Origin of the sequence: Winogradskyella ouciana (assembly GCF_009709615.1) — a bacterium.
Taxonomy (GTDB): Bacteria; Bacteroidota; Bacteroidia; order Flavobacteriales; family Flavobacteriaceae; genus Winogradskyella; species Winogradskyella ouciana.
This window is the reverse complement of record NZ_WJYA01000002.1, coordinates 290776-317725: the sequence shown is the minus strand read 5'-3', so window position 1 is coordinate 317725 and position 26950 is coordinate 290776. Positions and strand designations below refer to the sequence as shown.

At 34.8% G+C, this 26950-nt stretch carries 21 protein-coding genes; 9 read left to right on the top strand and 12 right to left on the bottom strand.

Annotated elements, in window-relative coordinates; genetic code table 11:
- Together F1003_RS02200 and F1003_RS02195 are read right to left on the bottom strand one after the other, a co-directional pair.
- Positions 1-1713, bottom strand: coding sequence for an FAD/NAD(P)-binding protein (locus F1003_RS02200; RefSeq protein WP_155087562.1), 1713 nt, complete (start codon positions 1711-1713; stop codon positions 1-3).
- A gap of 71 nt (positions 1714-1784) precedes the next feature.
- Entirely contained in the window at positions 1785-2267 is a 483-nt protein-coding gene (locus F1003_RS02195; protein ID WP_155087561.1) for a hypothetical protein, read from the bottom strand.
- 144 nt (positions 2268-2411) lie between these two features.
- Between F1003_RS02195 and F1003_RS02190 the strand changes: the two genes are divergently transcribed.
- Positions 2412-5333: an FAD-binding and (Fe-S)-binding domain-containing protein gene (locus F1003_RS02190; RefSeq protein ID WP_155087701.1), complete on the top strand. Its 2922-nt coding sequence runs from the start codon at positions 2412-2414 to the stop codon at positions 5331-5333.
- Here F1003_RS02190 and F1003_RS02185 read toward each other — a convergent pair.
- Positions 5325-6179: a UDP-2,3-diacylglucosamine diphosphatase gene (locus F1003_RS02185; RefSeq protein WP_155087560.1), complete on the bottom strand. Its 855-nt coding sequence runs from the start codon at positions 6177-6179 to the stop codon at positions 5325-5327. The two genes, F1003_RS02190 and F1003_RS02185, sit on opposite strands and share 9 nt — an antisense overlap.
- A 205-nt stretch (positions 6180-6384) precedes the next feature.
- Between F1003_RS02185 and aroC the strand changes: the two genes are divergently transcribed.
- From aroC to F1003_RS02150, 7 genes are all read left to right on the top strand, one after another.
- Positions 6385-7455: a chorismate synthase gene (gene aroC, locus F1003_RS02180; RefSeq protein ID WP_155087559.1), complete on the top strand. Its 1071-nt coding sequence runs from the start codon at positions 6385-6387 to the stop codon at positions 7453-7455.
- Between the two features lie 82 nt (positions 7456-7537).
- Positions 7538-8980 (top strand): dicarboxylate/amino acid:cation symporter, encoded by a 1443-nt coding sequence (locus F1003_RS02175; protein ID WP_155087558.1) that lies wholly within the window; start codon positions 7538-7540, stop codon positions 8978-8980.
- A 66-nt stretch (positions 8981-9046) separates the two neighbouring features.
- Positions 9047-10084, top strand: a complete 1038-nt coding sequence (gene gshB / locus F1003_RS02170) for a glutathione synthase (RefSeq protein ID WP_155087557.1) — start codon at positions 9047-9049, stop codon at positions 10082-10084.
- Between the two features lie 54 nt (positions 10085-10138).
- Entirely contained in the window at positions 10139-10474 is a 336-nt protein-coding gene (locus F1003_RS02165; RefSeq protein ID WP_155087556.1) for a hypothetical protein, read from the top strand.
- Positions 10474-11301: an N-formylglutamate amidohydrolase gene (locus tag F1003_RS02160; RefSeq protein ID WP_155087555.1), complete on the top strand. Its 828-nt coding sequence runs from the start codon at positions 10474-10476 to the stop codon at positions 11299-11301. The genes F1003_RS02165 and F1003_RS02160 overlap by 1 nt, the downstream gene beginning before the upstream one ends.
- A 3-nt stretch (positions 11302-11304) precedes the next feature.
- On the top strand, positions 11305-13149 hold the full coding sequence (locus tag F1003_RS02155; protein WP_155087554.1) for a peptidase MATCAP family protein: 1845 nt from the start codon (positions 11305-11307) through the stop codon (positions 13147-13149).
- Positions 13150-13162: 13 nt separating this feature from the next.
- Positions 13163-14203, top strand: coding sequence for a glutathione synthetase (locus F1003_RS02150; protein WP_155087553.1), 1041 nt, complete (start codon positions 13163-13165; stop codon positions 14201-14203).
- Between the two features lie 268 nt (positions 14204-14471).
- On the opposite strand, the gene F1003_RS02145 is transcribed toward F1003_RS02150, so the two are convergent.
- From F1003_RS02145 to F1003_RS02130, 4 genes are all read right to left on the bottom strand, one after another.
- Positions 14472-16586, bottom strand: coding sequence for a DUF4139 domain-containing protein (locus tag F1003_RS02145; RefSeq protein WP_155087552.1), 2115 nt, complete (start codon positions 16584-16586; stop codon positions 14472-14474).
- Positions 16587-16960: 374 nt separating this feature from the next.
- On the bottom strand, positions 16961-17383 hold the full coding sequence (locus F1003_RS02140) for a thiol-disulfide oxidoreductase DCC family protein (protein ID WP_162306876.1): 423 nt from the start codon (positions 17381-17383) through the stop codon (positions 16961-16963).
- Between the two features lie 21 nt (positions 17384-17404).
- Positions 17405-19297 (bottom strand): tetratricopeptide repeat protein, encoded by a 1893-nt coding sequence (locus F1003_RS02135; RefSeq protein WP_155087551.1) that lies wholly within the window; start codon positions 19295-19297, stop codon positions 17405-17407.
- A 156-nt stretch (positions 19298-19453) separates the two neighbouring features.
- A complete protein-coding gene (locus F1003_RS02130) occupies positions 19454-21619 on the bottom strand; it encodes an endonuclease MutS2 (RefSeq protein WP_155087550.1) in 2166 nt (721 codons plus the stop codon).
- A 109-nt stretch (positions 21620-21728) separates the two neighbouring features.
- Here F1003_RS02130 and F1003_RS02125 point away from each other — a divergent pair, with 109 nt between their 5' ends.
- Complete coding sequence (locus F1003_RS02125) at positions 21729-22403, top strand: uracil-DNA glycosylase (protein WP_155087549.1); 675 nt, start codon at positions 21729-21731, stop codon at positions 22401-22403.
- Between the two features lie 373 nt (positions 22404-22776).
- Here the strand turns inward: F1003_RS02125 and F1003_RS02120 are convergent, their stop codons facing one another.
- From F1003_RS02120 to F1003_RS02100, 5 genes are all read right to left on the bottom strand, one after another.
- The gene (locus tag F1003_RS02120; protein ID WP_155087548.1) at positions 22777-23631 is read right to left on the bottom strand and encodes a substrate-binding domain-containing protein; all 855 of its coding nucleotides are present in this window, start codon (positions 23629-23631) and stop codon (positions 22777-22779) included.
- A 39-nt stretch (positions 23632-23670) separates the two neighbouring features.
- Positions 23671-24543, bottom strand: coding sequence for a nucleoside phosphorylase (locus F1003_RS02115; RefSeq protein WP_155087547.1), 873 nt, complete (start codon positions 24541-24543; stop codon positions 23671-23673).
- Positions 24533-25474, bottom strand: a complete 942-nt coding sequence (locus F1003_RS02110) for a DUF1835 domain-containing protein (protein ID WP_155087546.1) — start codon at positions 25472-25474, stop codon at positions 24533-24535. Before F1003_RS02110 ends, F1003_RS02115 begins: the two co-directional genes overlap by 11 nt.
- A 3-nt stretch (positions 25475-25477) precedes the next feature.
- On the bottom strand, positions 25478-25804 hold the full coding sequence (locus tag F1003_RS02105; RefSeq protein ID WP_155087545.1) for a translation initiation factor: 327 nt from the start codon (positions 25802-25804) through the stop codon (positions 25478-25480).
- 80 nt (positions 25805-25884) lie between these two features.
- Positions 25885-26835, bottom strand: a complete 951-nt coding sequence (locus F1003_RS02100) for an isopenicillin N synthase family dioxygenase (RefSeq protein WP_155087544.1) — start codon at positions 26833-26835, stop codon at positions 25885-25887.
- Positions 26836-26950 lie beyond the last annotated feature (115 nt).

Below are 26950 nucleotides of genomic sequence, written 5' to 3'. Positions count from 1 at the left end.
TTATAAATGTTTTACATAACCAGCTGCCCAATCCTTAATCCTTGGTCCAAAACATTCTAAAACGGCATCTACTCCTAAAACGCTGCCTTTAGCTAATCTTCCCAATACAGATATAGTTAGTGTTTTGTCCTTAATTTTAGATTTTACATGACCATCGTTCTCAGTCGCAATACCTAAATCATTATGAATAGGTTTAATGAATTCATTTTTAAGCATATCTACCACAAGTGGTGAAGTAACATCTACTAATTTTGGTGAGTCTAGAACACTATTTATCATAACTGAGACGGAAATAGTTTTACCATTGTAGTTCGTTAGTTTCCAACCATTCTCAATGGTTTCAATTGCTGGATCGTTAACAAAATCTAGAGACAATACATCAGCATCTACCAAAGCTAAAATTTGCTGCATACTTTCAATGGGAGGACCATAGGTAAACCGTTTACTGCGCTCATCCAATGCGATAATATCTTCCATGAGTTCGTCATCTAAATTAGAATGGGACAGTGTTCTATAAAAAGTAGGCTGGCAATGGCGCCAAACTTGCCAAACACAAAAATCTAATGTAACGGGAGCTTTTCCCAAAGCCATATGGATATATTTTTTTATTAGATCGTAGGTGTTGATGGAATTATCTTGTATCAATGGATGTTGATAGTCATCATTTTTGAGAAAATGTAGAATTAATGTCTCTATTTCCTTTTTGGTAGATTGATGCGTCACGCTTTTATCATATAAATCAAAAAACACTCTAGCAGCAATTTTGCTAAAAGGTTGCAGTAGAAAATTAATATCTGATGCCGTTGGATTAGATTGTGTGCTTGTTATAATAGCATTTTTAAGCGTCTCTATTTCTTCATTTCTCGGACTATACCAATTGTCTGTAATTTTATTATATGGCTTAGGAGCCAGTGGCAATCCGTCTAATGAAAACGGTATCAGTTTTAAGTTTTGAGGTTTGACCTTATAATAACAGGTTTGTAAGGTGTCCTCATCCATAATTTTGAAATTCCCATAATTGTTTATGGTGAGGTATCTCATAGCATCAACCATGGTAAGTCCAAACCCTCTAATACCTACAAACATGTTTGTTTTGTTTTTAAGCGCTTTAAACTGTTGTACAGGATACGTATCCTCATAGACTTTCAATGCCGTTTTGTTTTTAGCGAATTGTTTCCATTGTTTAAGCTGGTCAGAGATATTAGTAGGTTGGTGGCCAATGGTTAAAAGTACATCGTGACATTGCAGGGTCTCACCGCCATAATTTAGTTCAAAGCCATCGTCCGCACAGTCAATTGTTTGCACCTTAGCCTTTATAAGTTCAAAAATTTGGTTGTCTTTTATGGCGCTATGCACGGATTCAAATCTTTGGTTAAGATATTCTCCAAGTTTGTTTCTGGGAGGAAAACGATCTTTTTCAAATGCTTTAAGAGAAAAATCACACCAATCATGGTATGAAGGAAAGGCTGAAACCGTAGTGCCAAATAGGTTAATTTCGGGTCGCTCTTTTATTTGATCCAACAGTCGCTCTGTGATATTTATCCAGTTAGAGTTAGGTTGCTTAGGATTCCAAACAGGTCCGGCTCCAGGAAAATCTGTAGATTCAAATCCAAAAATTTTAATTTTGGATTTAGTTTGGGCTAATTGCTTTAAAAGCTCTTCGAGAGCAAATAGACCTCTAGGACCTAATCCAATAATTGCTAGTTTTCTCATTGTGAAGCTAAAAGTAATAAAAAAACCACCTCAGTTATAAGGTGGTTAGATTTTATAAAATTATAATGGTTTTAAAACTGGTATCTTATACCTAAAGCTAAATCAATACCAACATCATCCCTAAAATCACCAAAACCGAGTTCTGGTCTAATATCTAGAGATAGCTGTAATGGGATATCAAAATTATATTCTATACCAACGTCTCCAGCTACAAAAAGAAAGGTGTCGTCAAAATCGTCATTACCAGGTACGTCTACGCTATAAGAGCCAACACCTCCACCAGCACCTGCATACCAATTAAAATTACCATCTAATTGCCATACCCATTGATAAAGCCCTGTTAATTTAAAACCATCATAGTTGTTACCGCTTCTTATACCCAAATCCAATTCAAGCCGATTGTTGTCACCAAGTGCTCTCTGGTAAGAAATTTCGGCACCAAAACCGTCATCATCGCCTAACCTAAGCCCTATGGCATTGTCAGCTATTTCTTGTGCATTCATAAAGGCACATCCTACAAAAACTGCGAATGTTGCTAAAAATAATTTTTTCATAATCATTGAGTTTTAAGTTTTTTTATCAATTGAGCATTAAAAAGTGCTCTATCTTAACATAACGACTAAATTATGTTAAAATTGAATAAGAAGACTTATTTTTATGACAATTTTATAACTCATTTAAAACTTATCTTAACACGTATGCCTAAGGTTGTTGATACTGAATATTTTAAATTAAAATCAAAGCTTAAGGGCGAACTACTTACTGACGATTTAATAAAAAATTTATACGCTACTGATGCTTCTGTTTATAGAATCTTGCCTGCTGCTGTAGCAGTTCCTAAAGATAAAGATGACCTTAAAGAACTTATTCGTTTTGCGAATGAAAATAACATTTCATTAATCCCTAGAACAGCTGGTACATCTTTGGCTGGACAGGTCGTAGGCAATGGTATTGTTGTAGATGTTTCAAAACATTTTAATAAGATTTTAGATGTTAATGAAACCGAAAAAACAGTAACTGTACAACCAGGTGTAGTGAGGGACGAATTGAACAATTATTTAAAACTCTTCGGCTTGTTTTTTGGACCAAACACATCAACATCTAATCGATGTATGATTGGTGGTATGGTCGGTAACAATTCATCAGGAACCACATCCATTCAGTATGGCGTAACACGCGACAAGGTTGTAAGTTTAAAAACATTACTGAGTGATGGCAGTGAAGTCGAATTCTCTAATATCTCAATAGCACAGTTTCAAGAAAAACTGAAGCTAAACACACTTGAAGGTGACATTTACAGAACTATTTATGATGCCTTAAAATCTGAGAATGTTCAAAAACAAATAAAAGATAACTTTCCTAAACCTGAAATCCATCGTAGAAATACAGGTTATGCCATAGATGCATTGATAGATTCTGAAGTACTATCAGACTCACGTACAGAATTCAATATGTGCAAACTCTTAACCGGAAGTGAGGGCACCTTAGCATTTACCACTGAAATTACGCTGCAGCTCGATGAATTACCTCCGTCTGAAAACGCTATGGTAGCCCTTCATTTTGAAAGTGTTTCAAAATGTATGAAAAGTGTGGAAACCCTAATGAAGCACAATCTGCATACTTGCGAGATGATGGATGACACCATTTTAAACCTTACAAAGCACAATAAGCAACAGCAGCAGAACCGGGCATTTATTCAGGGTGAGCCAAAGGCCATTTTGATGTGCGAATTAAAAGCAGCAACTAAAAACGCTTTAGATATTGCTTTGCATGAGTTTATCGCCAGTGCTGAAAAATTGGGTTTATCTTATACTTCGCCAGTCTTGGTGGGAAGGGAAGTAGACAAAGCTTTGGAACTACGGAAAGCAGGACTGGGTTTATTGGGCAACATGATAGGAGATAAAAAAGCGGTGGCTTGTATTGAAGACACAGCAGTAGCTCTAAGTGATTTGGAAAATTACATTTCTGAGTTTACGGAATTGATGAATTCATATGACCAAAGTCCGGTATACTATGCCCATGCTGGAGCAGGCGAGTTGCACCTTAGACCGATTTTAGATTTAAAACAATCTGAGGATGTAGAATTGTTTAGAAAAATTACGACTGATGTCGCCAGATTGGTTAAAAAATATAAAGGCTCAATGTCTGGTGAACATGGTGATGGTATTGTACGTGGAGAATTTATTCCATTTATGATTGGTGATGCTAATTATCAGATTTTAAAGCGTGTAAAATCTGTCTTTGATCCGAATGCTATATTTAATCCTGGTAAAATAGTGGATGCACTTCCCATGGATAAAAACCTTAGGTATGAAACCGATCGGCAAGAGCCTGACATTGAAACCGTTTTAGATTTCTCTTCTTCACAAGGCATACTTCGTGAAGCTGAAAAGTGTAATGGTTCTGGTGATTGTAGAAAGCTACCAGAGTTTGGCGGTACCATGTGTCCAAGCTACAGAGCCACAAGAAACGAAAAAGACACCACAAGAGCTAGAGCCAATGCCTTACGCGAATATTTAACAAATTCAGAAAAGGCCAATAAATTTAACCATAACGAGCTTAAAGAAGTTTTTGATCTGTGTTTAAGTTGTAAAGCCTGTGCCAGTGAATGTCCTAGCAGTGTGGATGTAGCAAGTTTAAAAGCTGAATTTCAATATCACTATCAAAAAGCGAATGGCTTTAAGTTTAAGGATAAGTTCTTTGCTAATTCTACTAAATACAATAAAATAGCTTCCAGAGCACCTGGTTTTTATAATGCACTTTTCCAAACAAAGTTCGTTGCTGGTTATATGAAAATAGCACTTGGTATTCACCCAAAGCGTAGTTTTCCTGAGCTTTCTAAATCATCATTTTCTAAGCAAGTTAAGAGGTTGTCATTTCTTGTGAAAAACCCAAAAAAAGAGGTTTACTTATTTGTTGATGAGTTCACAAATTTCTTAGAATCGAGCCTTGCTATTGATGTTAAATATTTACTTGCAAATTTAGGTTATAATGTGCATTATGTTAGTGAATTAGAAAGTGGAAGAAGTTTTTTGTCTAAAGGATTTTTAGAAGAAGCTAAAGCTATTGCAAACAAAAATGTAAACTACTTTAAAAGCATTATTAATGATAATTTTTGTTTAATAGGAATTGAGCCTTCCGCTATATTAACTTTTAAGGATGAATATCTGAGATTAGCAGATGATAAAGACGCTGCAAAATCCATTGCAAAGCATACTTATTTAATTGAAGAATTCATTCAACAAGAAATAGAATTAGGCAATATTAAACCAGAGCAATTCACTACAGAATTCAAACAGATCAAATTTCATGGGCATTGTCACCAAAAGGCATTGGCTAATCAAAAGTCGAGCTTTGATGTATTGAACTTACCAAAAAATTACAAAGTTACCATTATTCCTAGTGGTTGTTGTGGTATGGCAGGTAGTTTTGGATACGAAAAAGAAAAATACGACATCAGCATGCAAATTGGTGAGCAAACCTTGTTTCCTGCTGTACGAAAAGCTTCAGACGATACTATTATTGCAGCTAATGGAACTAGTTGTAGGCACCAGATAAAGGATGGTACAGGGAGAACTGCCAAGCATCCCATAACAATTCTTAAAGAAGCTTTAATCTAGTTTCTTCTTTTTCTTCGGCTGTTCTACAATCGTTATGGCTGCAATTAAATCCTTAATATCCATGTCCTTTAATTCTTCATCAGCAAAAAAAGGAGAAAGCTTGTCCTTACTGTAATTGTAGATTTTCCAACGTTTAAACTGATATTCTAAAGCCGTGAAATTTTCCACCCAATCACCAGAGTTTAAATACGTTGTCTTACCGTATTTGTTTTCCTTAACCAGCATTTTTGGTTGATGGATATGTCCACAGACCACATAGTCGTAACCATTTTCTATGGCCAGATCTGTAGCCACATTTTCAAAATCATTGATGTATTTAACGGCACCTTTTACACCGTTTTTAATTTTTTTTGAGAGGGAGTAGCGTTCCTTTCCCATTTTCTCTAAGCACCAATTAACAAAACGGTTTATAAGAATAAGGAGGTCGTAGCCCCAACCACCTAACTTAGCAAGCCACTTTGCATTCTGAATGGAAATGTCAAACACATCACCATGAAAAAACCAAGCTCTTTTGCCATCCAACTCTAAAACTACCTTATTGACAATGGAAATATTGCCAATTTCAGTATCAGCAAATTTTCTAAGCATTTCGTCATGATTGCCAGTAATATAAATGACTTCGGTGCCGTTAGCGGCAAAATCCATGATTTTTTTAATGACACTCAAATGTGACTTTGGGAAATAACGTTTCTTAAACTGCCAAATATCTATAATGTCTCCATTAAGAATTAACTTTTTAGGTTCAATACTATTTAGATAGGTCAATAACTGTTTTGCATGACACCCAAATGTACCAAGGTGTACGTCAGAAATGACCGCTATTTCTACTTTTCGCTTTAGGTTCAAAATAAATTGTTAGTACTGCAAAGAACACACATAACTATTAATTAAGTGTAATTAGAGAATTAATATTCCGTGAGGAAAATGTTACGGGAATGTTACTAAACTTACCGTTGAATATTAAGAATAAATGTCAATGACAGCCTTAAAACAGCTATTGGTATTTTTGTTTCTGTAATATTAGATTTACTTTAGCGTAAAATAAGATTTAATGGCAGGAAATTCCTTCGGAAAATTATTTAAACTTACCACTTTTGGAGAGTCACATGGCGCAGCCATTGGCGGAATTATAGACGGATGTCCTTCGGGCTTAAAATTAGATTTTGAAGCCATTCAGAATGAGTTGGATAGACGCAGACCAGGTCAGTCAAAAATTGTCACACAACGTAAAGAACCTGATACTGTCGAATTTCTTTCAGGACTATTTGAAGGTCAGACCACAGGAACTCCAATAGGTTTCATTATAAAAAACACCAATCAAAAATCTAAAGATTATTCACATATAAAGGACGTGTATCGTCCTAGCCATGCCGATTATACTTATGACCAAAAATATGGCGTAAGAGATTATAGAGGTGGAGGTAGAAGTTCTGCTAGGGAAACCGCATGCAGAGTAGTGGCTGGCGCCATTGCAAAGCAATTTTTAAGCAGTATTAAAATTAATGCGTTTACATCTTCTGTTGGTGATATTTTTATTGATAAACCTTATCAAGATTTAGATTTTTCTAAAATTGAATCCAATGTTATTCGTTGCCCAGATGAAGCCACTGCAGAGAAAATGATAGCTAAGGTACAAGAGGTGAAAAAACAGGGAGACACCATTGGTGGGACCATTACCTGTGTGTTGCAAAATGTACCAGCAGGATTGGGAGAACCCGTTTTTGATAAACTTCATGCCGAATTGGGCAAAGCCATGCTATCCATAAATGCTGTAAAAGGTTTTGAATATGGTAGTGGTTTTTGTGGGGCAAAAATGAAAGGGAGTGACCATAACGATAAGTTCAATGAAGATGGTAGTACGCAAACCAATTTGTCTGGAGGAGTACAAGGTGGCATTAGCAATGGTATGGACATCTATTTTAGAGTTGCGTTTAAACCCGTAGCAACCACACTTCAAAAACAAGACACTATAAACAGCAAAGGTGAAACCGTAGAAATGCAGGGCAAAGGCAGACACGATCCTTGTGTTGTTCCAAGAGCAGTACCTATTGTAGAAGCTATGGCGGCTTTGGTTTTGGCGGATTATACGCTGTTAAGACGACAGGAAACAAAAGATTGGTAGAACTAATCTGAACGTTATAAGTTAAATATTAAAAGATTACCGCTGAAGTTTATCTTGAGCGCAGTCGAAAGACAACAATATTATGAAAAAACTAGCATTACACTGGAAAATTATAATAGGAATGGTACTCGGTATCATTTGGGCTTTACTATCAAGCACAATGGGCTGGAGCGAATTCACCATTAATTGGATAGACCCTTTTGGAACCATTTTTATTAATCTCTTAAAGCTTATTGCTGTGCCTTTGGTGCTCTTCTCTATCATTAGTGGAGTTGCTAATATTGGTGATCCATCAAGCTTGGGTAGAATGGGAGGAAAAACTTTAGGTATCTATTTGCTTACCACTGTAATGGCCATATCATTGGGATTGTTGCTGGTTAATGTTGTAAAACCAGGTAAACTTATTGATGAACAAAGTAGAATTGATAACAGAATCAGTTATGAAATTTGGGCAGATTCCGAAGGTTATGAAATAAAGGATGGTGTAAACTACCTTAAAGATCCAGAGTTTATGGAGCGTGCACAGGAAATTTCAGAATTATCCAAAAGCGAACTCCAAGAAGCAGCTGTCGCCGATAAGATGGAAACTGTTGAAAAACGAAAAGAGACAACACCATTGCAACCACTGGTAGATATTGTGCCAAGTAACTTTTTCTATTCACTGTCTAACAATGGTTTAATGCTTCAAATTATATTCTTTGCCATATTCTTTGGTGTGTGTCTATTATTTATTCCAACAGATAAATCTGCACCAGTATTAAAATTAGTCGACGGTGTTAATGAGGTATTTCTAAAAATGGTAGATATCGTCATGCAAGCCGCTCCATTTTTTGTATTTGCGTTATTAGCTGGTGTTGTGAGTAAAATGGCAGGAGATGATATAGGCAAAGTTGTTGAAATATTTAAAGGATTGAGTTGGTATTCATTGACAGTGTTAGCAGGTCTATTACTGATGATATTTATTATCTATCCTATGATTCTTAAACTCTTTGTAAAGAAAATTCCTTATACAGGCTTCTTTAAATCCATGAGTCCTGCGCAAACCTTAGCATTCTCAACATCGAGCAGTGCTGCAACACTTCCGGTGACTATGGAATGTGTGGAGCAAAATCTTGGAGTCAATAAAAAGATAAGCAGTTTTGTATTGCCGATTGGAGCAACAGTTAATATGGACGGAACAAGTTTGTACCAAGCTGTTGCCGTTATTTTCTTGGCGCAGATGCACATGATTGATTTAACCTTAGGACAACAAGTAACAGTAGTCTTAACAGCTACTTTGGCATCCATTGGTTCCGCTGCAGTGCCAAGTGCTGGATTGGTGATGCTCATCATAGTTTTGAGTTCTGTTGGGTTAAATCCTGCTTGGATTGCCATTATTTTTCCTGTGGATCGTATTTTGGATATGTTTAGAACAGTCGTAAATGTTACTGGTGACGCCACTGTATGTTCTATCATTGCTAATGGTGAAAATATGTTAGATTATTCTGAAAAGGATCCAACCGAAACATTTGATTTAGATTCATAAGGTTTTCAAATTCAGTAAAAGTCCTTAACTTTAAACAAGTCATTAAAACAACCAAAAACTTTTGAAATGAACATTTGCTTTATAATGTATCCATGGGAAAACATTGATCCAGAGAACGATACAAGCTTAGCCTTAATTAAAGAATGTGCAAAAAGAGGTCATGGTGTGGCCATGTGTACTCCAGCAAACCTTACGATTAGAGACAGTGTTACAAACGCTTTTTGTAATGTTATTGGTCGTATGGAAAAGGTGCCATCGACGCTAAAGTCATTTTATAATAAGGCTAAGCTAAGAGAGGAAATGTTGCCTTTAGCAGGTTTTGATGCTATTTTCTTTAGAGCAAATCCGCCATTGGATCCTATAATGCTCAATTTTTTGGATTCCGTTAAGGACGATGTGTTTATTGTGAATTCTTTACAAGGCATGCGTGAAGCGAACAATAAACTTTACACTGCGGCTTTTGGTGACGCACACAGTAATATTATTCCGAATACACATGTATCTAAGAACAAAAATTATCTGATTAAGCAGATTAAAGAGTCTAAGGCAGATAAGATGATACTAAAACCCTTGAATGGCTTTGGTGGCTCTGGTGTGATTTTAATTGAAAAATCAGCGATGAATAATATTAACTCTTTGCTCGATTTCTATATTTCATCTGGTGATGGTGAATCTAATTATGTGATTCTTCAAGATTATATAGAAGGTGCTGACCAAGGTGATGTTAGAATCTTATTGCTAAATGGTGAACCTGTTGGCGCAATGAAACGCGTACCAGGCTCAGACGACCACAGGTCTAATGTATCTGCAGGCGGAAGTGTACAAAGGCATAGCTTATCAAAAGATGAAAAAGCGTTGTGCAGGCAAATAGGCCCAAAACTGGTAAAAGACGGTTTGTATTTTGTTGGTATAGATGTTATTGGCGGCAAACTGGTTGAAGTTAATGTAATGTCGCCAGGTGGTATTACCTATATTAATAAAGTCTATAAGAACAAGCGAAAAGTAGAAGAGAAGGTTATAGACTTTTTGGAAAGCAAGGTCTTGGATAAGCTTCAAGCTTTTGACAGACGTACAAGATTGCGTAAAACGGTTGATGAAGCGTAACATTGCAGTCTTCAGTTACACTTAGCAGTAAATTTTAATTTTTTTGACTTATAAATGAAAACAATCGACTGGACAAGAGATGAACTTGTGGCTTACATTTTGTTATTTGCCGCAAACTCAGATTTTAAGGAAGACAACAATGAACGAAACGTTATTCTATCTAAAGTAGATAGAGAAACATTTCAGGAAATCCATGATGAATTTGATGCAGACAACGATTATCAAGGCATTAAAAAAATCATGGTCAGTCTAGAGCAACATAATTACAGTAAAGATGATATAGATATGCTTTTGGCAGATATCAAAATATTGTTTTTCTCAGATGGTGAGTTTAATATTTTAGAGCGCAATATGATGAAATCATTAAAGCGCTTATTTAAAACGGTGTGATGCAACGATTACCGATAGATAAGATTATTTCAAAAATTGAAGCCGAAGAAACCTTTAGTGCCGTTTCCGATGATTATTCGTTCACCTTAAAAATTGATGAATATGTACCTTATGTCTGTGGCGCGGTGCATGATGGCCATCAATTTAGAAAAGAACTTTGGGAGAATTGCCTCCATACCGAATATGAGCGTTGGTACGAGGAGGATCCTGAAACCAAAAGCATGGTGATTTCGCATCCTATTCTCATTGCTGGTTGCGATTCGCGTTTCGAATATGATCTCAACCGTGACCCTGAAAATGCAGTTTTTGAAACCGCTTGGGGAAAGCAACTATGGAAACAGCCTTTGCCAGAAGCACAAAAAGAAAAAAGTTTAAAGAAACACGCCAGTTTCTATGAAGTGGTACATGCTCTAATTTCAAAAATTGAAGAGAAATATGGTATTTGTGTAGTGTACGATATGCACAGCTATAACTGGAAACGTTGGGATAGGGAAGTGCCAACTTGGAATTTAGGCACCTCTAATATTGACAACGAGCGCTTTGGTGACCAGGTAGAAGCTTGGAGACAAGCCCTATCAACTATAGAACTTCCTCATAATATCAAACAAACCGCTAAAATTAACGACACGTTTCAAGGTAATGGCTATTTTTTAAAATATATTACTACAAACTTTAAAAACACCCTAGTTTTGGCTACCGAAATTGCCAAGGTGTATTGCGATGAGTACAATCAGGTTATTTATCCAGAAGTCGTTAGTGCTGTAGAAGAACAGTTAAAATTTCTTTTAAAAGAGCATGCCCTAAATTTTTATAATTCGTATTCTTAATTAATGGAAACCACAAAATTGCATAATATAGATTCCTCAATCATAGAGGATATATGTAACCATATATCTGAAGGAAAACCCGTGAATGCTACTTTGCCAGAAAACGGTCTTCTTCATATAGACAAATTATTACCTTTTATCTGTGTATATAGATACAGTGAATTGGATGTTTACTTCTCCCGAATCATTAAAACCCAAGCCTCATATCTAATTATTAGTGATGATGTGGATATTACCCATTTACTCGAAGCCATTAGAATTATTGTATCAAATAAATTTGAAACGTTCTTGATTTTGGAGTTTTGGCCAGAAAAAGACGATAAAAGTAATACTTTCCATATCTCTTGCCCTAAAGGGAAAGCTCCGGCTACTGTAGCAGCTTTAAAGGATGGGTTTGAATCCTTACAGGACTTCTACCCAAATATAGATGTAGAAATTGATGATACGCACAAAAGGCACCCTAAACACCTAGTGCCTATTTTCGATATAGATGAATCTAAGAAAAAAGGAACCTTGATAATAGGAATGACCTTGCCAATCTTGTATAAAAATGCTGAAAGCAACGAACTCTATTCCTTGTTTTTTAGAGAATACTATTCGGTATTTTCTGAAACCGTTAAACGCGCTGTATTTGAATTTATAAGGGTACAGACTACAGACGATTTTGAGCACTTTTTAATGCTTGGCAAAACAAATATTGACGAGGTTACTTTACAATCCGATAGAGAACTAGCTGAAGTAAGTGAAGGCATGTCCTTTTTGTTGCGAACAACTCCTGTAAACAGTAATGAAGAATGGAAAAACTTTAAGAAAAATAAGTTTGATAAAATACCTTCTTTCAAATACAGATTAATTGCATTAGATCCTGAGTTGCAAAAACGAAAACTTTACAATATTCCAATCGATGAAGTAGATGATCCAACCATAGCCTTTATTCTACGTGGAAAAAGACTTGAAATTGAAAAGCAATTAACGATGCTCGAAGAGCGTGGTACAAAGAATTTTAGGTTTGTTGGTGAGAGTTTATATGGAGTTATCAAGAAGAAAGTTTTAGAGCAGGCCAAGCATATTTTAGCGGTCTATCCAAAACGTGAAGAACAGAAGAGTAAAAAGCGCTATAGTTGCTATGAATTTGCCGAGCATGCCCAAAAAGAATTGGATTACTATAACGACAAATTCCCAGATCTAGATTTATCCTTAGAAATACGAAATGATGTTGCTGGTATTATGGTGTCTAAAACAAAACTTCTTATTAATGATGAGATAAGTTTTGATGCCAATAGATGTGATGCTTTAATTCAGCATGAAGTAGGTACACATATCTTAACTTACTGTAATGGAAGACGCCAACCGCTTAGGCAAATGTATGAAGGTTTTGAAGGTTATGATCAGTTACAGGAAGGATTAGCCGTAATTGCTGAATATCTGGTTGGAGGATTAACCGTAAACCGTTTACGACTATTGGCAGGCCGTGTTATTGCAGTGGAATCTATGGTTAATGGTGCAAACTTCATCAAAACGTTCAATCTATTGCGTGATAAGTATTCTTTTAGTGAACGTATTTCTTATTATATCTCAATGCGTGTTTATAGAGGAGGCGGTCTTACAAAAGATGCGGTTTACCTTGCAGGACTCATTGATTTAATGGACTATATAAAGAAAGGAGGTGCCTTAGAGCATCTTTATACTGGTAAATTCAACATAACACATATTGACCTTATAGAAGAATTACTATACAGAAAAGTTTTGGTTAAAGCTGAACTGCCAAGATTTTTAGAGCGCAAAAGTGTACAAAAAAGGTTAAAGAAATTGCGAAAAGGTATGGATATTACAGACTTGGTAAATTAAAACAACAAAAGCTATGAAACTTGCATTTATAATAAATGACCACAACACCGAAAAACCAAATTATACCACACCTGGTTTGGGTTATGCCGCATACAAACGCGGTCACGATGTCTATTTTATTGGTGTTGGCGAATTGGCTTATGCCTCAAAAGGGCACTTATCTGTGCGCTGTAAAACCATAAGTGAATCAAAATTCAACTCACAGGAAACCTATTTTAAAGCCGTTCAGAAAGAAAAGTTTACACGCATAAGTTCAGAAGAGTTGGATGTTTTGTTTTTAAGAAACAATCCTGCGGATGAAATTGGTGTACGTGATTGGGCACAGAATGCAGCTTTTATATTTGGTGAAATTGCCATGCGTAATGGTGTGTTGGTACTCAACCATCCATTGAGTTTGGCAGGAGCTGTAAACAAAATGTATTTTCAGCATTTCCCTGAAGTTGTAAGACCAAAAACTATTATATCTAGAGACCACGATGAGATTAAGGAGTTCTTTAAGGAGCAAAAGCAAAAAATGATTCTTAAGCCCCTTCAAGGTTCTGGCGGAACCAATGTGTTTTTGATGGATAAAAAAAATGAGCATAATCTCACACAAACTATAGATGCCATAGCTAGGGACGGTTTTGTAATTGCTCAAGAATATTTAAAGGAAGCGACTAATGGTGATACTCGTGTATTTTTAATGAATGGTGAACCGTTAGAGGTCAATGGAAAATATGCCATGATGCAACGAGTGAATACTTCAAAAGATATTCGAAGTAATGTCCATGCTGGCGGAAGACCAGAATCTGCGAAGATGACAGATCAAATTAAGGAACTTGCCGAGATCGTAAGACCTAAATTGGTTCAAGATGGAATGTTTCTAGTAGGTTTGGATATTGTGGGCAACAAACTCATGGAGATCAATGTTTTTAGTCCTGGCGGATTGAATATTTCCAATCAAATGTATGATGAAGACTTTTGCACTCCAGTAATAGAGTCAATTGAAAAGAAGGTATATTACAAAGAAATGTATGACGACTATTTGTTTAACAGCAGATTAGCAACCTTATAAAAAAAACCTCAAAGCTAAATGTTTCTGTCTATCATTTTCATTGACACTATTAAGAAGTTAGACTTAATTCTTAATAGAGTCCGACTCATTCCTAACTAACAGAAGCTAGGGTCGAACCAACATCATCTTGCTTTGAGGCTTAAAATTACTAAGCTTAAAACCATTAACTTAAAATAAGCTATATCTAAAGTAGTCTAGATGTAGGCATTAAAAAACCAATACTGAGTGTATTGGCTTTTTTGATAAGTTAAGTCTTTATCCTAATGAGTTAAAGATTAACACGTTTTCCTTTTGGGTATTTTACAGAATAAGAATGCTCAACCTTTTTTATTTCGCCAGATGCTAAATCAATAATCCACTTTAATAATCCTTTTTCTTTATCATACTCAGATGTGCCAGTTTCAATATCATCTAGTTTTATGGACTTGTTTTGTGTAATAGGTATTCTATCTATAAGTGTTAACTGAATATTGGTTTGCTTATTATTTTTAACTTCAATTTCAAAACCCTTATAAACAACTTTATTATTCCCTATAAATGTGGTCTTCTTAAAGTCTTTTTTCTGAGTGCGCTTTACGACAATACTTGGATCAACTCCTAACGAAATAGTTAAACTGTCTGTTGTGGCACCGGGATTAATATTTGTTTTACCAGAATAGCTGCCTTCAAAATAGACATTAGCCTCTGCTGGTATCAAGTTGTATTGCTCCCAGTTGCCAACTTTTGCAGTTAAAAACACATTCTCATTTAAAACTGGTGCAGCAAAGTAATTGTATTTTGCAGGTACACTGAATTTATCGATTTCTATAACAGTTACATCACCATCTGATGGAATACTATATGCTTTGTCAATTTCAAAGCGTGTATTGGTTATTCCTGTGTCTATAACAACACCTAACTCATTAGTTCTTCTTTGTGAAGTATTCCCAGTGGTAATAATTATTACACCATTTGCGGCTCTGCTACCATAAATTGCAGTGGCTTGATTGTCTTTTAACACTTCAATTGACTCTATACTATCTGGATTAATTTTACTTGCTGCGCCAGCTTTTACAGGAACACCATCAACAACATATAGGATATTACTTTTACTTTCCAAAGTACTAGCACCTCTTATATTTATTCCTGATGCTGCACCATATAAACCATTTACAATTTCTTCAGATTTTACTACAGATGTTGTACCTGCATAAGCTCTACTGGTAGTTGTACCATAACCAATAACAACGACTTCATCTAAAGTATTATTTGAATCTAATGCCACATTCATAATACTGGAATGTATAGGGAGTTCTTCGGTTTTCATACCTACATAAGAATATTGCAAGGTGTTTCCGTTGGTAGTATTTAATGCGTATCTGCCTTCAAAATCAGTTTGCGCACCAGTAGTTGTTCCTTTTACTAAAACACTTGCTCCAGGCAATGGCAAACCGTCATCTGCAGAAGTAACTACACCTGAAACTGTTTTTACCAAAGGGTTGTATTTGTAATTATAGCTTCTTGTGGCACGTTGCGATTGGTAATTACTATAAGCACTTATAAAGTTTAAGTATTTTGGATTTACTATTGGTTTTTCATTGTTGGTATTAGGATCACTCGTAGATAATACCAGTTTTACATCGGTCCAATCACATCCTGAGTTTTGAAATACGTGTGCTTTGTATTCTAAATTTATGGGACTATTGATTTTTTCTGCTTTTAAATCATATATAGGAAACCAGCCAGCATTTTTAATATTATAGGATATTTTTAGATCTAGTTCTAATGGTTTGTCACTGTTTAGTTTTAAGGTTATCTCGCCAGTCTGTACTTTTTCATCAACATTTAACTCTGCTAATTGTTGTCTTATGTCATTTTGCACCTCCTTATATTCTTCAATTATTTTATTCGATTTATGGATTGCCATTTTCAGTTCGGTTGTCCTTGTTCTGTAATATTTAGCAAAAGATTTTAGCTGTTCTATACTTACAACTTCTGTCTCATTACCTAGTCTTTTATTATTTTGAATTAAGCTCATTTCTTCATTAAATCCAGCTATTAAATCAAATTCGTTTTGAATATTATCATCTAGTGACTTAAGTTCTGTTTTTAATGCTTCAATAGAGTCATTTGGCTTTTGTTTAGACAAATAATTAATCCCATAGTTAATGGATAAAATTGAAGCGCCTTTGAGACCGGATACTTGAATACTACTTTCTTCTATCTGTGGTGATAATTTGTTAAAAGTAAACTCAGTAGTACCAGGTTTGAGGTTTATTTTGGCGTTTCTATTTATTTCTGCACCATCCAAATACACAATAACATCAGTGATTTTACTAGATTTTTGTGCATATAAAAATGTGGTACACAATAGAATGAATAAAAATTGGGATAAGGATTTCATAATGGTTTTGTATTTGTTTCTCTCAAAACTAGGGCTAAACAAAACTTAACTGAATCTGAAATGAGTGAGTGCACAATTGTATAAAGTGAAAGATATATTTCAATTAGTAAGCAAGGTTTTCTTGAATGCACCTCATAGATATTATCTGCACTTTTAACTTTTTAATCAATTATTATTGGGCTTATATCGAGTTTTTTCCTCTGTGGTTTTATAATGAAATATCTTTATGGTAACAAAAAATGTGCTATTAACTCAATTCGTTATTTTCCCTCAAACCCATAGAATTGAAATTAAATTTTTTGTTTAGATTAAATTAGTTTTAAGTAAGTTGTTAATTTAAAAAAGCCTTTTAGAATGGATGCTAAAAGGCTTTTTTATGAGATGAATTTAGATTTCAGTTCTGGTGTCGGTATCATGCAGTCATCTTTTTTTCCATACCATTTGTAACGATTTTTGGCGATATAATTATAAACCCAATTTCTTATAAAGGGTGGTATAATATAAAATACTACCAATAAATTTAAAGGGAAACCTAAATGCCTGGCTATACCTAATGCCGCAGAAGATTTTTGCTTAATTGAATTGGTCTTTGGATTATAAAGTAAAATGGAATCCGTCTTATTAGTGTCTATATTAAAGGTATCTATTATAGATTCACCTATTTCACTTTGCAAAGGTGCAAACAAAAACACATTTTTATCATCCCGCTTTATAACATATTGTACGCTGCTATTACAGAGGTTACATACACCATCAAATAGTATCAGTTGCTTATTTTGAGGTACTTTTTCTATCACAATGCAAAGATAAGCCTAAAGTTACAAAGTATTTAAAAACTGCGTTAAATCGTCTTCTTTGCCCAAAGAAAGTTTGTTCTTTAATCGGTATTTGGATTTTTTAACACTATCTGGAAGTACGTTGAGCATTGAAGCAATTTCCTTGGTAGATAAATTCATTCTTATAAATGCGGACAGCCTAATTTCTTTCTCCGTAATATCATTAGAAATGGATTTAATCTTTTCATCAAAATCATTATGTACTTCAGCAAAATAGGATTTAAAAACCTCCCAGTCTTTGTCTTCCGCACTTTCCTTTTTTAGCAACATTACGAGACGTCTAAACTCTACTTTAAACAGTTCTGGAGATGCCTTGATTTTTTCTAGATTCTCTTTTAACTCTTGAATAAACGTATTTTTCTGTACTAAATGAAGTGTTTGTGAGGCTAGTTCTTTCTTTTTGAATTCTATTTCTTGTTTGTAGATTTCTTCTTGTTTTTCGCGTGCAATCCTATTCTTTTTTATACGTTGTCTAAATCCAAAGAACAGTAAACCAGATATGGCAACAAAGGCAAACATACCACCAGAATAAAGCCCTTTTCGCAGATTACTAATCTCTACTTCTTGACTTAAACTTTTAATTTCCTCTTGCTGTAGTGCGATTTCGGTTTCTTTCTTTTCAGTTTCGTAAATAGCTTTTAGCTCTTCTATTTGTTGTGATTTTTTAGAATTAAATAAGCTATCATTAATTTTTTGAGATTCTTTTAAGTAATAGACGGCACTTTCAGCCCTATTGGTTTTTAATAGTATCTCTGAGCGGAATTTATAAAGATCTTTTAAATGTGGTAATGCACCTATGGACTTGCTGAGTGCTATGGCCTTATCATTATTATTTAGAGCATCAGAAAAATTATTGGTATGGTAATCGATTTGAGACAATCCACCATGAATATTGACCAAACTTAACTGCAGATTTTCTTTTTCAGATATTTGCTTAGCATTCATCAAGAGCGTTTTAGCCTCTGCATAATTTTTGTTGATTATCTCTAACTCAGCTAAATTATGTATGCTATTTGAAAGCGAAAGTTTGTCTTCCACCGTTTTAGCATACTGTATAGCTGTGTCAAAGTGTTTTTTTGCCTCTTCATAGTTTTTTAGGTTTTGATAGGAGATCCCTAAAGAATTATGAGCGTAAGCAGCGTACATCTTATCATCAATCCGCTCGTAAATTTCTATAGCTTCCTTAAAGTAATCAATTGAAGCTTTGTGATTTTCTAAAGCAGATTCAATATCACCAATCTGTTTTAAGACATCTGCTTTTCTTGATACGTGATTTATCTCTTCAAAACATTTTAAGGCCTTAAGAGCTTCAGTTAATGCAATTCTATAGCTTCCTTTTTCAATATAGATATTAGCTAATGCACTGTGTTGTGCCCCAATAAATTTGGTTTTAGACTCTCCATCTTCCTCATTATCTTGTATAGATTTTAGAGTTTCCTTTGTAAGAGCAATGGCCTCATCTAGTTCACCATTAATTTGTTTTATACTAGATATTGAATGATTTGTAAAGATAATTCCCCTTGTACTTTTTATCTCTTTAAAATATGCCTTCCCCTTATTGTAGTAGTATAAAGCAGAGTCATTTTCGCTTCTATTGGAGTGGTAGTTCCCCAAGTGCAAATTGCCAACACCTAGTCCTCGTTTGTAGTTTATTTTTCTTGAAATTCTTAGTTCTTCCAGAGCATATTGTTTAGCCTCTTCTGGCTTAGAAAACATTAACTTTTCATGAAGCCTAGTTAAAATAGAGACTTTAATGGAATCGTCAATGGTTCTTTTTTTTAATTCAAGTTTTAAACTGTCTATTAATTCTTTGTGCTGTGAAAACCCTAATTGCGTTATTAAAGCGAATATTAAAACGTAAATTGTTCTTTTCATGAGATGGTTATTTAGCTTTAACTAAGGTAGTTATAAATATTTAACTACATACTGATTTATTTAACTGCCATAGTGAAAGTAAAAATATTGACTCTAAAAAATTAAATAGGATTTTAGGTTTATAACTTGACATGGGACCAGATATTGAATCAGCAGCTATTTCTTAGCCTCAACCAATTCCAATAAATCTAAGCCAACGTTGGTGGTAAACATACCATAATTAACGTTGGCTTTTCCTTTTTCAATAGAATCGATACTTCCCACAGCTCTGCCATCATGCATGCGTACACGGTCACCAACTTTTAGGATAGGTTTTGGTTTTTCTACTTTAACCTCTTTTTTCTTAGTTGCTTTCTTCTTTTTCCTAATGACTTCAACTTTCTTTTCGGCTTCTTGTTTTATCTGTTTTTCCTTTGCTTTTTCAGCACGTTTTTGTTTTGAGGATAACTTCTTTCGTTTAGAATTTTCAATTTGAACCAATCTGAATAACTCAGCCATCAGCTCTCGCTTTTTCTTGTTATTCTGAAATTTTTCTGCTAAGTCGTTAACCTTTTGGCCTAAGTAAATCAATCGTTGGTTACTGTCATATAACTCTTGAAAGCTCTCTAATTTCTTTTGGATCTTAGTATTTGTTTCCTCCAGTTTCTCCGCTTCAGAAAGTTTTTTCTTTTCGTTGGCTTTTAAGGATTGCTCGGTTTTTTCTAATCGACTTCGTTGTTTCTGAAGCTTAGCTATAGTAGCATCAAAACGTACTTTTCCACGCTCTATCTTTTTCTTGGACTTATTTATTAAGCTATAAGGAATGCCGTTTTTTTGAGCGACTTCAAACGTAAAGGAACTACCAGCTTGGCCAGTTGCCAATTTGTACATTGGCTCTAGACTTTTTTCATTGAACAGCATATTGGCATTTTGCATATTGGGTAATTCATTTGCCAAAAGCTTTAGATTAGAGTAGTGTGTAGTGATGATGCCAAAAGCTTTTCTATCGTAAAATACTTCTAAAAAGGTTTCTGCCAAAGCTCCACCGAGTTCCGGATCACTTCCAGTACCAAACTCATCAATTAAAAACAGCGTCTTTTTGTTTACCTTTTTGAGAAAGTAATTCATCTGTTTTAAGCGATAACTATACGTGCTCAAATGATTTTCTATGGATTGGTTATCTCCTATATCACTAAGCACTCTGTCAAACAGACAAGTTCTACTGCGCTCGTGAACAGGAATCAACATTCCACTTTGTAGCATTACCTGTAACAGTCCAACCGTTTTTAAAGTGATACTTTTTCCACCTGCGTTTGGCCCAGAGATGACGATTATTCGATTGTTCTCACTTAAATCAATAGTTTGAGGAAATGTTTTTTCACCTTTTTCTTTGTTGGTTAAATAGAGTAGAGGATGGTAGGCATCTCGCAGATGGATATTACGCTCGTTTGTAATTTCTGGTAAAATGGCATTAATACGCTTTGCATATTTTGCCTTGGCAGAAATCACATCGACTTTAGTTAAAAAGGACTGATAATCATTTAAAAGTGGAAGAAACTGTCTGATATAATCTGTTAACTCCTTGAGAATTTTAATGACTTCCTCCTTTTCTTCATATTGTAAATTATTGAGTTCTCTGGTATGTTGCAGCGTTGTCTCTGGTTCAATATAAACTATGCTTCCCGTTTTACTACCTCCCATTATGGCACCTTTAACTTTTCTACGGTACATAGCTTTAACCGCTAAAACACGTCTATTTTCAACTACAGATTCACGGATATCATCTAGGTAATCAAGCCCGTGATATCTGCTCAAGGCAGAAGAAAAACTGCTGTTTATTTTCCCTTTAAGTTTATTAATATCTTGTCGCAGTGCCGCTAATTGTGGAGAGGCATCGTCTTTGATATCTCCAAAACGGTCAACCACATTATCTACCTGTTCTATGATTGTTGTGGTTACTTCTATATGCTGACTGTATTGATGAAGTTTTGGGTAATATTCCTTAAATTTTTCTAGAAACTTAACAATGCTATCTACGGTAAGAGATATGCTTACCAATTTCTGTAAGCTAGGAACTTCTAGGTAGGTGTTTTCAATGCCAAGAAGTTTGAGTTCCTTTGATATGGTCTCAAAGCCGTGATTGGGAATGCGATTATCGTTATCGAAAGAAGACAAGTACTCATTCACATAGTCCAACTCACGTATAAGCTGAGACTCTGCTTCAACAGGTAGCAAAGCCAAGACAGCCTCTTTTCCTAAAGCTGTAATAGAATGTTCACTAATTTGTTCTAAAACCGTAAAAAACTCAAGATCTTTTAAGGTCTTTTCATAAATTCGTATCATGGACTGTAGTTCGTTTCTAAAGATGCAAATTTAGTTTAAATGTAACGATATGCCTAACGTGTAATTTTAGTATTGTAATCCTTATTTTTGAAAAAAACTATTATTGTTTATGAATGTTGATATCCATCAAAGTTGGAAACACTATTTAAAACCAGAATTTGAAAAACCATACTTTAAAAATTTGGTCGAATTTGTGAAAAGTGAATATCGCAACCATTCATGTTATCCAAAAGGCTCAGAGATTTTTAATGCATTTAACCATTGTACTTTTGATGATGTTAAGGTTGTCATTATTGGTCAAGATCCATACCATGGAATAGGGCAGGCCAATGGATTATGTTTTTCTGTTAATGATGGTATTCCTCATCCTCCTTCACTGATTAATATCTTTAAAGAAATTGAACAAGATTTGGGTATTGCATATCCAAAAAGTGGTAACCTTATACCTTGGGCAGACCAAGGAGTCTTACTGTTAAATGCTACATTAACCGTTAGAGCACACCAAGCTGGTAGTCATCAAAAAAAAGGCTGGGAGCAATTTACAGATACAGTTATAGAGCTTATTAGCCAAGAAAAGCAAAATGTGGTTTTTCTTCTTTGGGGCGGATTTGCCAAAAAGAAAAAGAAATTAATCAATACGGCGTTACATTCAATTTTAGAATCAGGTCATCCCTCTCCATTAAGTGCAAATAGAGGCTATTGGTTTGGCAATAAGCATTTTAGTAAAACTAACTCCCTGTTGCAGCGAGTTGGCGAGTCTGTAATTGACTGGAAACTAGAGTAGTGGTAGGCTTTTGAGTTCTTATAACACGTGGCTTTTTGCTCTCCACCTGTTTAGACGTCTTGTTGCAACTAAAAATTAATAATAAAAAGTTAACAGCAACTAAAAATGATAAGATCAGCGTAATCGTTAGAATCATATTAGGCTCATTATATTGTTAATAGCTTCGATTTGGTTAAAACAAATGTAACTAAAAATTTGAAATACTGAAAGTTATGAACAAAAACCGTAAGATTTGACTTTAAAACCTTTAACAGAAATTAACACATTTAAGCGGTATTTACTGGTGTTTTGGCGATTCAGGATATTTTACAAATATTTTGAAAAAACTTACAAAATTATTGAAAACTAGCTGCTTTTTTAGCTTAATTTAAGTTTAGAGTTTATGAATCAACTCGGAATATCCGACTTTTTTAGGGATGATGTCTAGGTTAAAAAGTTGGTCTTGCACATTGTTTAAGGTCTTTTGATCAATAAGTTCTTGGGACCATTCTGTGAGCGATAACCATTCTTGCACATCCTCTAATTCTTGCTCGTAGCGATTGGCGATAGTTCTGTCAATACTGGGAATGGATTTAAATTCTTGAGTGGTTTGGTTAATAATATCTAAAATGGTCTTTAAATGGTCTTCATTGTTTTCAATAAATTCATCCCTAACCGCTATGACAAAACAAGGCCAAGGAGAAGGACATTCTCCAATTCTTCTAAAAATGCCATCATCTACCAAAGGTTTTGTGGTAAATTTTTCCCACATAAAATAATCAGCATCACCATTGGTAAGACCTTCTACTGCACCATCTAGGTTTTTAATAACTTCAAAATTAAGATCTTGGTCTAAATTCCAGTCATTTTTTTTGGCATTGATATAGGCCATTAAGTGCGATCCTGATCCGTAACGGCTGATTGCAGCTTTTGTACCTCTAATGTCTTCAGTGGTTTTGAACTTTGAATGTTCTGCTACATGAATACCCCAAATTAATGGAGTTTCTACAAATGTCTGTACTATTTTAGAAGGATTCCCTGCAATGATATCTTTTATGATGCCCTCTGTTAGGATAACGGCAATATCAATATCACCATTGCGTAAACCTTTGCACATATCGCCTGTACCACCATAATAGTCGTGCCATCTTAGATTAATGTCCTCGGCTTTGTATTCGCCGTTTTTTAATGTGAGATACCATGCTAAATTAAAATGTTCTGGTACGCCTCCTATATTTACTTTTTTCATCTTGACAATTAATCCTTTCTAATAGAAAGTAAGTGTGTTTTAAATATTAACAATCCGTTCCAAAGCATATAAAATCAGCTTTTCAACCGTTTTCTTTGGGTCTTTACTAAAATCTCCTGTGGCTCTATTGGCAATTATGGCATTAAGCGATAAGGCTTCATGACCCAATAATTTTGAAAGCCCATATATTACAGAGGTTTCCATTTCAAAATTTGTGATTCTAAAATCCCTATAACTGAAATTATCGAGTTTTGAGTTTAAATTAGCATCGTGCAATGGTAATCGCAGTACACGCCCTTGTGGTCCATAAAAGCCACCTGCAGTACCTGTCATGCCTTTAAAAATAATATCGCTTGCAAAGTACTTTTCAAGGTACTTGCTGTTGTTGATAATGATTGGTCTGGCTTTGTTTTTATCCCATCCTGTATGTGCAATAAAAGCATCTTCAATTTCAGGATTGCTAATGCCATCAATTTGATAAAAATGTAGCATTCCGTTAACGTCCAATGCATGAGTACTAATTAAAAAGGCATCCACAGGAATATCTGCTTGCAAGGAACCAGAAGTGCCAATCCTTATAATATTTAGGCTAGAGAGTTCAGTCTTTGGTTGGCGCGTATTTAAATCAATATTAACCAGAGCATCTAGTTCATTTAAAACTATATCGATGTTGTCTGGCCCAATACCAGTAGAAATAACGGTAATCCTACGATCTTTATAATATCCTGTTTGTGTTTTGAATTCGCGTTTTTGGGTGCTGAACTCAATACTGTCAAAGTGCTTGGTAATCTTCTCTACACGATCTTGGTCACCGACAAAAATTATGGTATCAGAAATATCTTCTGGTTTAAGATTTAAATGATAGACACTGCCATCTGGATTTAAAATTAATTCTGAGTCTTTAATTGGCATGCAATATGGTTTTAACTAGCTTATTTTGATCTACATTGAATTGAAATTCTAATCGCTTTACACCTCCGTAGGTCATATTGTTATTCATTTCTGAAGCAAAATTATAACGCCTCAGTAAAGCTTCATGACCTTTTCGATTGAGTTTAATACTGGTTTCTGTTTCGTCAAAAAATATAGAAAGCTTATCAATCATTCTTTTGTGCTGCAAATCACCAAACCCATAGTAGCCTTGGTAATTTAAACTGTAGCCCAATAAATGGTGTCTGGATTTTATATCATTATCCCTTACAAGTCTAAGAATATTGTCTTCTAATACACTGAGTCCACTTTTTTGGTGTGGAAAACGTTTTAAATGCGCCTTTAAGCAATTGGTCATGTACTTAAAGTTAGAGTTGGTAACTATATAGGGCTTTAAAATATTATGATCTGTGCCGCAATAGGTTCTCCAAAGTGCCTTAGCTAAATCAATATCTTCTTCAGTAAGCAATACCTTGTTATCGTAATGTTCTTTTATCTGATCTGCATCTAATTCGCTTAGACCTTTTAGGTTTTTTTCGCCATCCACACGTCCGCTACAAACAAGGTAGAGCGGTTTATTTATTTCTTTTTGATGCAGAAGGTTAATGACTCCAATCATATTTATATGGCAAAATAAATCATATTCAAACCATAGATTAATTTCTGAGTAGTCATCAACATTATCTAGTTTAGACAACTCTTTTTTAAGCTCGTTTGTATCAACTTCAATATCATAGAACTCTTTTAAGAACTTTGATCTTAAGTCAAAAAATTCTTCCGAATCTATAGCGGGAATCGTAGGTCCTTCACATAACATTTCTTGCCACGTTAAAATATCATCGGTAAAATCTAATTCCCTTAAATAGTCTGTGAGCGTATTGCCATTGGTGATATGAAGTACTTTTTTAGACATATATCAACCACCAACACGTTTAACCTTAAACCCTTTATCTTTTAGAATATCCATGATTTTATCTCGATAATCACCCTGAATAATAATCTTATCATCCTTAAAACTACCACCAACACTAAGCTTGGTCTTTAATTCTTTTGCAAGTTTTTTAAAATCGTCTGTAGCACCAGTGTATCCTTCTAATATAGTGATTGGTTTACCTTTTCGCTTTTCATATTTGCAGATAATAGGCTCATCCTGTAACCAAATATCACTCTTAGCATCTTCTTCTTTTGAGGGTTCCGGTACATGATCTGGAAATAAATTCTTTAACTGGTCTTGTAGATCCATTTGTTCAGTCTTCAGTTTACAGTTTGCAGTTTGCAGTTTCAATCACATATGACTGTCCACTGAAGACTGCTTACTGTCTACTATTTTTTAATCAGTCCAAGCTCAACCAAACGTTGGTTTAAGAATTCGCCAGCCGTGATATCTTCAAATTGTTTAGGATTGTCTTCATCGATGCAACTATCTAAAACATCCAATTTCATTTCACTTATTGGATGCATAAAGAAAGGAATGGAGTATCTCGAAGTTCCCCAAAGTTCTCTTGGTGGGTTAACCACTCTGTGTATTGTGGATTTTAACTTATTGTTAGTGTGCCTAGACAACATATCTCCAACATTGATCATTAATTCATCAGGCTCTGCGATAGCATCTAACCATTCACCATCATGACGTTGTACTTGCAGTCCGCGTCCTTGGGCACCCATTAAAAGGGTAATTAAATTAATGTCTCCATGCGCAGCAGCTCTTACCGCATTTTTAGGTTCTTGTGTAATTGGAGGATAATGAATTGGTCTTAGGATAGAGTTGCCGTTATGGATATAGTTATCAAAATAAGTTTCCTCTAAATCTAAATGTAGGGCCAATGCACGCAACACATATTTTGCAGTTTTCTCAAGCATCTGGTAAGCTTCCTTACCTACTTTATTAAATTCTGGAAGTTCTTTTACTTCAACATTTTCCGGATATTCTTTTCTACGTTCTTCGTCATCTTCTACATATTGTCCAAAATGCCAGAATTCCTTTAAGTCACCTTCCTTTTTACCCTTAGCACTTTCTTTACCAAACGACACATAGCCACGTTGACCACCAATGCCTGGTATTTCGTAGCTTTCTTTTACCTCTAATGGTAAGTCGAAAAAGTTCTTAACTTCTCCATATAATCTATCCACCAATTCGTCATCCAAAAAATGACCTTTTAATGCTACAAAGCCAATATCTTGATAGGCTTTGCCAATTTCATCTATAAATTTTTGTTTTCTATTTGGGTCTTCAGACAAGAAGTCTTTTAAATCTACGCTAGGTATTCTGTCCATTGCTATGTGGTTTTAATTTTCGTCAATATACAAAGGTAAGGAAAATAGTACCAAAAAATCAGAAATGAAATATTCAGAAATTAAATACTAATACAGCAATTTTGACGCATTTTAT